The organism is Colwellia sp. MB3u-55 (assembly GCF_014076785.1).
Taxonomy (GTDB): Bacteria; Pseudomonadota; Gammaproteobacteria; order Enterobacterales; family Alteromonadaceae; genus Colwellia_A.
The window spans coordinates 1-9,706 of record NZ_JACGUS010000065.1 but is presented as its reverse complement, the minus strand read 5'-3'; the positions used below and the strand labels follow the sequence as shown (position 1 = coordinate 9,706).

Annotated in this window: 10 protein-coding genes; 3 read left to right on the top strand and 7 right to left on the bottom strand. The window is 37.7% G+C overall.

Features of this window, described 5'->3' with window-relative positions; genetic code table 11:
- From H4J66_RS01875 to fabB, 4 genes are all read right to left on the bottom strand, one after another.
- A partial coding sequence (locus H4J66_RS01875; protein ID WP_182169841.1) for a FimV/HubP family polar landmark protein occupies nucleotides 1-1,163 on the bottom strand: 1,163 nt, incomplete at its 3' end.
- A gap of 241 nt (nucleotides 1,164-1,404) precedes the next feature.
- Entirely contained in the window at nucleotides 1,405-2,424 is a 1,020-nt protein-coding gene (locus tag H4J66_RS01870) for an aspartate-semialdehyde dehydrogenase (protein ID WP_070374286.1), read from the bottom strand.
- A 50-nt stretch (nucleotides 2,425-2,474) separates the two neighbouring features.
- Nucleotides 2,475-3,608: a 4-phosphoerythronate dehydrogenase gene (locus H4J66_RS01865; protein ID WP_182169839.1), complete on the bottom strand. Its 1,134-nt coding sequence runs from the start codon at nucleotides 3,606-3,608 to the stop codon at nucleotides 2,475-2,477.
- Between the two features lie 203 nt (nucleotides 3,609-3,811).
- Complete coding sequence (gene fabB, locus H4J66_RS01860; RefSeq protein ID WP_182169837.1) at nucleotides 3,812-5,023, bottom strand: beta-ketoacyl-ACP synthase I; 1,212 nt, start codon at nucleotides 5,021-5,023, stop codon at nucleotides 3,812-3,814.
- A 176-nt stretch (nucleotides 5,024-5,199) separates the two neighbouring features.
- On the opposite strand from fabB, the gene mnmC reads away from it, so the two are divergent.
- A complete protein-coding gene (gene mnmC / locus H4J66_RS01855) occupies nucleotides 5,200-6,492 on the top strand; it encodes an FAD-dependent 5-carboxymethylaminomethyl-2-thiouridine(34) oxidoreductase MnmC (protein WP_182169835.1) in 1,293 nt (430 codons plus the stop codon).
- A gap of 22 nt (nucleotides 6,493-6,514) precedes the next feature.
- On the opposite strand, the gene H4J66_RS01850 is transcribed toward mnmC, so the two are convergent.
- From H4J66_RS01850 to H4J66_RS01840, 3 genes are all read right to left on the bottom strand, one after another.
- Nucleotides 6,515-6,808, bottom strand: a complete 294-nt coding sequence (locus H4J66_RS01850; RefSeq protein WP_182169833.1) for a YfcL family protein — start codon at nucleotides 6,806-6,808, stop codon at nucleotides 6,515-6,517.
- Nucleotides 6,809-6,873: 65 nt separating this feature from the next.
- Nucleotides 6,874-8,010 (bottom strand): ATP-NAD kinase family protein, encoded by a 1,137-nt coding sequence (locus tag H4J66_RS01845; protein ID WP_182169831.1) that lies wholly within the window; start codon nucleotides 8,008-8,010, stop codon nucleotides 6,874-6,876.
- The gene (locus H4J66_RS01840; RefSeq protein WP_182169828.1) at nucleotides 8,003-8,569 is read right to left on the bottom strand and encodes an elongation factor P hydroxylase; all 567 of its coding nucleotides are present in this window, start codon (nucleotides 8,567-8,569) and stop codon (nucleotides 8,003-8,005) included. The genes H4J66_RS01845 and H4J66_RS01840 overlap by 8 nt, the downstream gene beginning before the upstream one ends.
- Before the next feature lie 314 nt (nucleotides 8,570-8,883).
- Here H4J66_RS01840 and H4J66_RS01835 point away from each other — a divergent pair, with 314 nt between their 5' ends.
- Entirely contained in the window at nucleotides 8,884-9,417 is a 534-nt protein-coding gene (locus tag H4J66_RS01835; RefSeq protein ID WP_182169825.1) for a hypothetical protein, read from the top strand.
- A 51-nt stretch (nucleotides 9,418-9,468) separates the two neighbouring features.
- Nucleotides 9,469-9,706: transposase (locus H4J66_RS01830; protein WP_182169822.1), on the top strand; the 238-nt coding region annotated here is incomplete at its 3' end.

Here is a 9,706-nt window from a genome sequence, read left to right as displayed (position 1 = left end):
TCATCATCTAAATGAATAACATCATCTTCATCATCTAATGAACCTAATCCATCATCTGCGTCGTCAGCAAACAACGAATCATCTAAATTAAGTTCATCCTCACCTAGGTCCATCGAAAGTTCATCATCGAGGGATAATTCATCATCAAGCGATAATTCATCATCAAGTGAAGGTTCGTTATCTAACGCAGCAAGAGGTTCTTCAGTTGTGTCTGCTGGCTTGGCTTTTTCTTCAGCAACAGCTTTTGATTTTTTAGGCTTAGCTACAGCTTCAGTTTCTCCACCTTTTTGACGGCGCAAGAACCAAAACAAAAGACTCAAGACAAAAAATGCAGGTAGCGTTGACATTAATATCTGAAACCAAAGCTGCGAGGTTATGCCTTCATTTTCAAGTTCAGCTTTTTGTTTCTCTAATAATAACGCTTGCTCACTCGCTTCTGCCATTTTTAATAATTCTTGCTGAAGTGACATTATCAGTGCTAATTGTGCGTTTTGCTTTTCATCTTCTATAGTCGAGGCTTCTTTAAAAACATTCAACTGCTGATTTACTGTTGATATTTTTTCATCAACAACGGCATTTTCTTTAAGAATAGCCTGCAAACCATCAATTGAATCTAAAACATCATTTTGGATAGTTTCTAAACGAACAGTTTGCTTAGAGTTTATTTCTTCAAGCTGTGCATTGATTTCTTTTTTAGTCGCGTCTAAATCTTCCTTTTTAATGGCAAGTTCAGAAGGAGGAACAATTTTTTTCTTAACTGTTTTAGCAATTTTCTTTTGCCATGTTTTATCATCAGAGGTTGACTTACTTTTTGCCTCAAGAGGATTTATCGCACGCATCTCTCTAACAGACGGCAATTTTAAGTACTGGCCATTGTTAAGATGGTTTAAGTTATTTTCTTTAAATGCTTGCGGATTTTTTTGGTATAACGCCTGCATCACTTGATAAACAGACAAAGTAGGGTCTGGACGAACTTTTAAAGCAATATTCCACAGGGTATCTTTTGAAGTAATAGGCCCGTATTGATCGTACGGAAACATATCCGTCGCTTTGGGGCCCCGAATGCGAATACCCTCTTCTTCAAAGGCGAACAAAGAAACACTATACGTGGTAATGCTTATAAATATTACCTGCCACAGGCACAGGCGTAATAATCGATGCATCAAGTTTTCCTAATTATTTTTATTTACTGCCAATTGTTTGGCACTTCAAGCCTAGAGAAAGTAAAGCAAATTTTATTCCAACCCTATACCTGCTATTTATATCATAGCAAGTTAATACAAATTTTTTTAGTAATAATGAAACAAAAAACTCGTCGTTAACTATAACGACGAGTTTTGATTTTTCTTTAATAAATCTTAAAGTTAACTCAATTTTAACACTAACTCATTTATTAAAGGGATGTTATGAAAGGTAGTCTTTAACTAATAACTCAGCAATTTGTACACTGTTTGTTGCCGCACCTTTACGTACATTGTCAGCAACAACCCACATATTTATTCCACAACTATGACTAATATCTTCACGAATACGACCAACATAAGTAGCATCTTTTCCACTTGCATCACCTATCTGTGTTGGAAAGTCTTCGTCATTACGACAAACAACAATACCTTCAGCTTGCTCAAGTAAATCTTTAACTTCTTCTGCTGAAATTGGTGATCCCGTTTCAATATGTAAAGCTTCACCATGACCAAAGAATACCGGCACACGAACCGCTGTAGGATTAACCAGAACGTTTTCATCACCTAGAATCTTTTTCGTTTCCCAGACCATTTTCATTTCTTCTTTGGTATAACCATTATCCATAAAGACATCAATTTGCGGAATAACATTAAAAGCGATTTGACGAGGAAAATGTTTAGTCTCAACAGGCTTTCCGCTTAACAAGTCTGCAGTCTGCTTAGCTAATTCGTCCATTGCTGCCTTACCACCACCAGAAACTGATTGATAAGTGGAAACATTAATACGATTAATACCAACAGCATCATAGATAGGTTTTAGCGCGACCATCATTTGAATAGTTGAACAATTAGGGTTAGCAATAATATTACGGTTTCTATAATCAGCTAATGCACTTGGGTTAACTTCAGGAACGATTAACGGAATATCTGCGTCGTATCTAAACTCAGAAGTGTTGTCTATAACAATACACCCTGCTTCACCTGCAATAGGAGCAAACTTGGCTGAAATTGAACCACCCGCAGAGAAAAAGCCAATTTGCGCTTGACTAAAATCAAAATGGTCAGCATCGAGTACTTCAATACTTTGACCATTAAAGTCAATAAATTCACCTGCTGAACGAGCACTCGCCAGCGGGTATAATTTATTAATTGGAAAATCTCGTTCTTCTAATATTTCAATGATGGTTTTACCCACCAAACCTGTAGCGCCTAATACGCAGACATCAAATTTCTGTGCCATGTCACTCTCTCTTTGCTTTGAAGATTAGTACTTTATATACGTTAAATAAGTTACTTTTTAAGAAAACCAAGATGATGTGGCACATCACTCTTGGCTTGATTTGTCATGCTTACTTTAACCGCAGAAAATTCCCTGCGAGCTGGATAAGTTTTCCGAATGTGGTCAAAGCCATGACTTAAAATTGTTTCTCTGAAAATTCCATCATCACGGCGTACATCGTAAACCATTTTTACGAGCTGGTTTAGTAGTATTTGCTCAAACGGTTGATTAATTTCAACTTCGGTTATTGAAGCTCGTGGTAAAAAATCACCTAGGTGCTTTTCTATCGGTATGTTAAGTTGTTGGCATAATGCCTGATAGAGCATTTCTGTACCACGTGCTTTTCCTTCTAAGCTATAGCCTGCAATGTGCGCAGAAGATATTTCAGTATAAGCAATAAGTTCATGCAATATATCTGGTTCATTTTCCCAAACATCTAAAACAACTCTCAAACCATGCCCTTGTTTTTTAAGCGCCAGTAACGATTTATTATCGATAACTTCACCGCGACAGGCGTTAATAAGGATTTGCTTTTCGTGCAATTGCTTTAAACGTTTTTCATTGAGTAAGTGAAAAGTTGGCTGTTCGCCATTATCAATGATGGGAACATGCAGTGAAATAACATCACAAGCTAAAACATTATCAAGTGATGAGTAATGGCGTTGGTCTTTAGTATTATTTTTCTGTTTTGCGGCGAGTAGTGGATCGCAAATTAAATACTTAATACCCAGTGCCGATAATTTTTCACTTAAACGAGTGCCGGTATTACCGCCACCAACAATACCGACAGTTAACGAGAACAAATCAATTAAGTAACGCTCGGCTAAGACAACCAAGGCACTGATCACATATTCTGCCACAGAAATAGCGTTACAGCCTGGCGCAGCGGTAAAGGTAATGCCCCGTTCACTTAAATAGGTCTGATCAATATGGTCAACGCCTATGGTTGCCGTACCAACAAACTGACAAGTTGAATTGCTTGCTAATAGCGCTTGGTTAACCTTAGTAATCGAGCGCACTAATAAAACATCCGCACTTTTCACCTGTTGAGCGGTTAACTCACGACCAACAAATGCGTGCAATTCACCTAGGTCGCCAAAGAACTCTTGAGCAAAAGGCATGTTTTCATCGTAAAAAATCTTCATGGTTTATAAACCTAAAATAATTATTGATCTAATGAGGGTTATTGTATCTTAAATGCAAAAAAGCCACTATAAAGTGGCTTTTTTAAATAACAAACAATACTGAGTCTTTTAGATATAACCAAACAGAAAAACGCGGTTAATTATATTCAATGCGTATTTCTGATGGCGTTAAACACTAAATGACAAGGTATCGTTGTTTATCATTATTTATATTTTTTCATCACTAAAGTAGCGTTAGTGCCACCAAAGCCAAAGCTGTTAGACATAATCAAGTTAAGTTCAACATCACGTTTTTCAGTAACTATATCTAGGCCTTGCGCTTTTTCATCTAAGTTATCAACATTGATAGACGGAGCAACAAAACTGTTTTCCATCATCAGTAATGAATAAATAGCTTCATGAACACCCGCCGCGCCGAGTGCATGACCCGTCATTGCTTTGGTTGCACTAATTGCTGGTGAATCTTTACCAAACAATTCTTGAATTGCGCCAAGCTCTTTAACATCGCCAACCGGTGTAGAAGTACCGTGAGTATTTAAATAATCAACTTTACCTTCAACACCTTGCATGGCTTGTTGCATACAACGTACTGCGCCTTCACCACTTGGAGCGACCATATCGTAACCGTCAGAAGTTGCGCCGTAGCCAACAATTTCAGCATAGATATGTGCACCACGAGCCAAAGCGTGTTCAAGTTCTTCAACAACAACCATACCGCCGCCGCCTGAAATAACGAAACCGTCACGGTCAGCGTCATAAGTACGTGAAGCAAGTTCTGGCGTATCATTACGACCCGCAGATAAAGCGCCCATACCATCAAACATCATCGCTAGAGACCAATGAACTTCTTCACCACCGCCAGCAAAAACAATGTCTTGCTTGCCCAGTTGAATAAGCTCCATGGCATTACCAATACAGTGTGCACTCGTTGCACACGCAGAGCTAATTGAATAGTTAACACCTTTAATTTTAAAAGGTGTTGCTAAACAAGCTGAAACGGTACTACCCATAGTTTTAGGCACAGCATAAGGGCCAACGCGGCGAATACCTCGATTACGGAGTGTATCCGTGGTAATAACAATATTTTCTGAAGACGCGCCACCTGAGCCAGCAACAATACCGGTACGAACATTTGATACTTGTTCTTCAGTTAGTTTGGCATCATTAATGGCTTGTTCCATAGCGATGTAAGCATAACCTGCTGCATCACCCATAAAACGAAATGCTTTACGATCAATATGATCTTTAGGCTCAATCGTGGGCTTACCCCAAACATGACTTTTTAAACCAGCTTCTGCAAAGCTTTCAGATTTACTAATACCTGAACGGCCTGCTTTAAGAGATGATAAAACTTCTTCCGCATTGTTACCGATACTCGATACAATGCCTAATCCGGTGATCACTACACGTTTCATTTGAATAACCATTTAAAAATTGAAAAATCAGGCATATCATACAGAAATTTGCCCACAAACTGGTCTGCTCAGTGTACACGTGTACACTGGTTTTTACAATTTTATGACAGACACATATAATTCACGTTAAAATACTATCTTTAGCGCATGAAAACCAATGGATTTAATAAAAACTTGTGATTAAACAACAAAAAAATTTAAATACGCCGCTTGAAAGAAAAGGTTATCAAATTAGACCCATTATTAAGCAACCCGACAGTGTTGCTATTATTGGGGGTGGCATTGCTGCTGCCTGTGTTGCTTATGCATTGACTCAAAAAAATATAAAAGTAACACTTTATTGTAAAGATAAAGAAATTGCCCAAGGCGCTTCGAGTAATCATGTCGGTGCATTATTTCCACTTATTCATCAACAAGTTGATGATATTAGCTTGTTTTACCAACAGGCATTTTGGCATGCACTAAAATGCTATAAAGACTTACACAGCAAAGGTTTTATTTTTAGTCATGATTGGTGTGGCTTACTTGAGATTTCCTACAAAACAGCTTTAGAAAAAAGACAAAAGATTTTCGAGCAAACCAACCCTTGGTCAAAAGAATTAATTACCAGTATAAATGCAGAGCAAGCATCACTATTAGCCGGTATTACACTTGAACACGGGGGGTTGTTTATGCCCAGCGCTGGCTGGATAGCACCTGGTGAATTAGTTCAACAACTATTTAATGCAGCAAAGCAAACTCAGCATTTGTCGATAAAAAATCAAGTAAACATTACCGCACTTAAGCAGCAAGACGACAAGAGTTGGCAGCTAACAACAAGCAAAGGCATAATAAATGAAAAAGTTGTTATTTTTTGTGGCGGTGCTGAATCTATTAAACTCAATATTATTAATGAATTACCACTGAGTTCTGTGCGTGGTCAAATAACGAATATGGCAACGAACGAGCAGATTAAAAACCTATCTACCGTTATTTGCCACAAAGGTTATCTAACACCTGCACACCAGCAACAACATTGCATCGGCGCGACATTTGAAAAAGACAGTTTCGATATTGTGGCAACAGACGCTGGAGATCAATATAATTTAACTATGTTAGAAAAGTGCCTGCCTAAATTAGTTTCATGGCGCGAACAAGACGTTACCTCGAGTAAAGCTCGTTTACGCTGTATGACACCCGATCACTTACCGGTAGTGGGCGCTATGCCTGATATAGCCCAGCATAAAAGCAGCTACGCCCATTTAGCAAAAGATAAAAACTGGCGTTATCAAGAACCTGCACCTGTGATTAAAAATCTATACGTACTTACCGGCTTAGGTGCTAGGGGCTTATGTACTGCGCCGCTATTAGCCGATATTTTGACTGCTGATTTAACGGGTGGCGAATATCCTGTTGGCAAACAAGAACTTTTTAACTTATCACCCAACAGGTTTGTTATTCGCGATATTATTCGTCGTAAATATTTATAGTATTTAATAAAGGCTGTTATTACTAAACCGATACAAATGATTGTTTAAGGTTTAGCCAATAGTCTTGTACTATTTTTCTATCTTGCGGGCTCAATTCGGTACGGGCTGCTTGCAGTTTTTCATCAATACTTTCCGCAAGTCCTTGAGAGAGTGCTTGCGACTCATCACCAAATTCAATAACAGATAAGCTGATAAAGCCGCGTAAATAGCTGCTGGCAAATAATTGGTCATCACTGTTATCTTGATCAAATAAATTATCTAAGTACAGATAAAGGGCAGCAATATTTTCAAACGATTTTTTTTCTTCAATTGACATAATTCTACTTACTGTTAAGTTTTAAAAAAATTTATGATTAGTTGTAAACATAGATTGAAAGGCCATTATTGTGGACTTGCTACCGGGTATAATACTTGATCATTGTATCCTGTTATTACCGGTAAATACCCCGAAAGCTCGATATCTAAATCACTATCACCGGTGTCAGCAATTAAGGGTCTAGATGCTAATGCTGTTAATTTCGCTTTTGTCGCTATAATTAAAATATTATCTTTGCCGATGGCGCGGATCACTCGTGGACTGAGCTGTTGATTACCTCGACCAAATATATGACCTTGTCCACCAATTAACGTGATCACCAACTTAATTGTTTTATTATCGGCTTTCGCTAAGGTTATCGCTTGCCATAATTGCGGCTCGGTTACATCACTGGCAATTAAATGTTGCTGTTCAACCAGATCAACGCCCAGTAAAGTATTATCTAGCGCCAACTCTTCCATTAAAAAAGCGGTGGTTGAGCCTGAGCCAATCACAAAAAGCTCATCATCCATTTCATTAATTACATGAGCAGCAATATCTTGCAGCACTAGCTCATCAAGTTCTTTGCCACCAGACTTTACCGCTTGAACATAACGTAACTCAGCAGGAATTTGCATCTCACCATAGCGTTTTGCTTTAACAATACCTTCTCGAAATAACGATTCATCGATATCCATAACATCAGCTTCGATAAGGGTAACTAACTGATTAGTTAGCATCATCTCTACTACACGCCCCGCAGCTTTTGGCGTAACAGCATAGACACCTGAGTGAATTTTACAGCCTGCAGGAATACCTAGTACAGGAAATTTATCGCCAACAATTTTACAGACATTGCGTGCAGTGCCATCACCACCAGCAAATAATAATATATCTACGTGCTCTGCTAACAAGGCTTTTACCGTATTTTCGGTGTCTTCAGCCGTGGTATGTTCAGGCTTATCGGTTTGAAAAACAACTTGGGTTTTAAAACCAAGTGCCTGAGCGGTCATCTCTCCCATAAGATCATTAGCACAATAAACGATAATGTCATCTCGATAAGGTAAAAGTATTGACAGTGCTAAGCTTGCTCGCTGATTTGCTTTTGCGGTAGCGCCAAGCGCTAGAGCTTGTTCTGCAATACCATCTCCATCGCTTCCTTTCAAGGCAACACTGCCGCCAATACCAGCAATAGGATTGATAATAAAACCAAGTTTAAACATGAGTAACAGTCTCTGAGTGATTAAATGTTGTGTTGGCAGAAAATTGGGTGATATTCAAAGGCAACGATACGTTATAAAAATTAGCCAGTACGTCAATAAATGCTTGAGCGCGAACAGGAAACCCATGATGTAAATATTGTTGCACTTGCTGAAAAACATTTTCTTTAAAAGTAATAGTATCGCCAGCGGCACCATTGAGGTTGTCAGCTGAAACATTAAATTTTTTCCCTGCTGCCACACAAAAAGCCCACTCAATTGCTTGTGGTTTAATTTCAACTCGTTCAAATGTTTTTTGTTGCTCCGCATCTCTACCATCTGGCATATACCAATAACCAAAGTCTTCTAATAACCGACGTGCTTTACCAGCCACACACCAATGTGATATTTCATGTAAAGCACTGGCATAAAAACCATGAGCAAAAATAATTTGATGATAGTCACAGGTATCATTTGCTGGACTATACAAAGGCTCGTCGTCGCCTTTAATCAAACGAGTATTGGTGCTGGAACTAAATGTGTCATTAAAGATTTGAATTAAATCTTGGTAGGGTTCTGGCATTTTTATATTCTGGCATATAGGTAAAAATAGACGGGGTATTCTAACCAAAAGTCATTCAGCTTGCACTGGCTATTTTAGCTAAATAAAGTATTTAGATAATGAAATTAGATGACGGTAATTGGATACTTTTCAAGGGTGATTTTTTAATTATAAATGTTTATTCTTTTATAACGACATTGCGCTTTTTATTTGTTATTTTAATGTAACAAATGCAAGATTATTGTTAAGTAGACACAAGATGTCTGTGTAATTTATTATCGGTTAAATAAGCATAAAAAGGATTGAATATTACATGGATAGGGAATTAGTTAACTATGGATCCAATAAATGGACTTAAGCTCAAAGCTTTCTTTTTAACAAATAGTGCAGTAAGTAATATTGCAAAAAATGAAGTTCACCACTCTACCCTCCAGTTTACCGACCTAATTAAAACCTGTGGTATTGATATCACATTAGCAGAAACCTTACCTAATAATGAACTAATTAAAGTTTTTGATTTGATTTTTATTGATTTACAATTCTATACTTTGACAGAAAATATTCCAATTGAAATACAGCAACTTACCTCTAGAACACGTATTGTATTTTTTAATGCTACCAATAATTTATGTGATGAAAAACAACTGTTGATATCGAGCATTGCTGGGATTTTTTATCAAGGTGAACGTATTGACATTATTTTACGTGGTATTACAAGATTACAAAAAAATGAGCGTTGGTTTAAACGAAAAACTATGAATAGTGCGCTCAGTGAGTTACTTGTTAACGTGAGTAAATTAAATCAACTCCCTGTAAATCAACAGCAACAATCAATAAGTTTACATAGCCTGACACGACGCAAAAATTGATCTTCCCCCGATAAAACGGACACCAAAATCTAATTAAAGATGAGGTGTCTTATGCCTAAGTACAACAATCCAAGACGAACTTGGAAGTATTCAAACGACTTCAAAGTTAACGCTATTCAATTAAGTTATGTTGTTGGTGTCACAATAAAATCAGTCGCTGAAAAACTCGACATACACCCATTTATGCTGTCACGATGGCGAAAAGAATATCGTGAAGGAATAATTGTGGCTGATAAACGAAAAAAAGTGGCTGGCCAATCAAAAGCCCAAAAAGTACTGACCAAAGAGC